At 41.2% G+C, this 1,307-nt stretch carries 1 protein-coding gene; it reads right to left on the reverse strand.

What is annotated here, in order from left to right; all coding sequences use genetic code 11:
• Positions 1 to 8 precede the first annotated feature (8 nt).
• Positions 9 to 1,139, reverse strand: a complete 1,131-nt coding sequence (locus AB4274_RS21860; RefSeq protein ID WP_372113231.1) for an ISAs1 family transposase — start codon at positions 1,137 to 1,139, stop codon at positions 9 to 11.
• Positions 1,140 to 1,307: the final 168 nt, after the last annotated feature.

Consider the following 1,307-nt stretch of genomic DNA (forward strand, 5'->3'; position numbering starts at 1 on the left):
GGGCAAGATTACGAAGCCCCTTGCCCTGCAAGGACTTGCGAAAGGTAAGCGTTATTGCGGTTCGCTTTTTTCTGCTTTCTTTTGATCCCTGCTTTGAAGCTGATTTCTTCCGTCAGCAGATTTAAAGCTATATGTCTTATAACTGCTAAATTCTCACCGGCTTGCTCTCGACGTATCCGACATTCATCTTCTTTAAAACCAACGTCTAATCGCCAGTGCATCTGATTTTCAATGCTCCAATGTGCTCGCGTGCTCTCTAGTAAAGCTTTAGCCGTTAGTTTTGCTGAGCTTATGTAGTGCTTGATTTGCATTGTTTCTGCTGGCTTATCACCTTCTTGACGAATTGAAACGACCATACCAATTGTGGAGAGTTCAGCCCAATCAAACGCTATATAGCTTAAGAAATCTGTATTGTGAACAACCATACTCAAACGCGTTTCTGTACGACCATGCCCTTTCTCTTGAGTGACGTATTTATCACCTTCAAAACTATTAATCATACTAGAATTAAACACTTGGCTAATCGCTTGCTCCAATCGTTTTTGATTACCTTTTACCGCTAAGAGATAATCTGCATCTTGAGCGACTATCTTTTCAGCTATATCCTTCTGGCATCCCATAGCATCAATAGTCACTAAACAACCTCGCAAGGAAAGCATTTCAAGCAGTTCAGGGATCGCTTTTATTTCATTGCTTTTATCCGCAGTCTTCACTTGTCCTAGTACAACTTGGTTTGCTGCACTAAAGGCACTAACCATATGGATTGCACCACAACGCTTGTCTTTGTTGTATGTGCCTCTGAGAGTTTTGCCGTCGATAGCAATCACTTCACCCTCTGTCGTCTCATGACAGTCTTTCATCCACGCAGTAAAGCATCGTTGCAGTTGCTTGGCGGAAATAAGATTGATAACTCGGGCAATGGTATCGTGTACTGGTATGCCTTGTTTGAAATCACCATACTGCCTAAGCCATTCCAAGTTATCTTCACCAAAATCTTCAATATCCTCCCAACCTTCAGCACCAGCAATCACTGCTGCAATTGTTAAGAAGATAATGTCGGTTAGCGTGTGCTCTATTTTCCAAGCTTGGCGAGGATCTCGAATAACTGAAATATGGTCCAAAAGGCTTAATCCATTCATTATGGCTAAATATCTGCTGTTAAAAAACAGTATATGATCACACCTAAATCTGATCATCAAATCGATCTTGAATGTATTGAATTTGTTGTGACTTCAGTGTACAAATTAGTGGAAACATCACTTCACGCTACCCCTTATTCCATATGGGTTTTTCATGATCTTGCCCTG

Source organism: Vibrio sp. 10N.261.55.A10, assembly GCF_041470825.1.
Taxonomy (GTDB): domain Bacteria; phylum Pseudomonadota; class Gammaproteobacteria; order Enterobacterales; family Vibrionaceae; genus Vibrio; species Vibrio crassostreae_C.

Bases quoted from the DNA above. Each gene is read 5' to 3' on its own strand.
- AB4274_RS21860 (WP_372113231.1), bottom strand. From the start codon at position 1,139: ATGAATGGATTAAGCCTTTTGGACCATATTTCAGTTATTCGAGATCCT.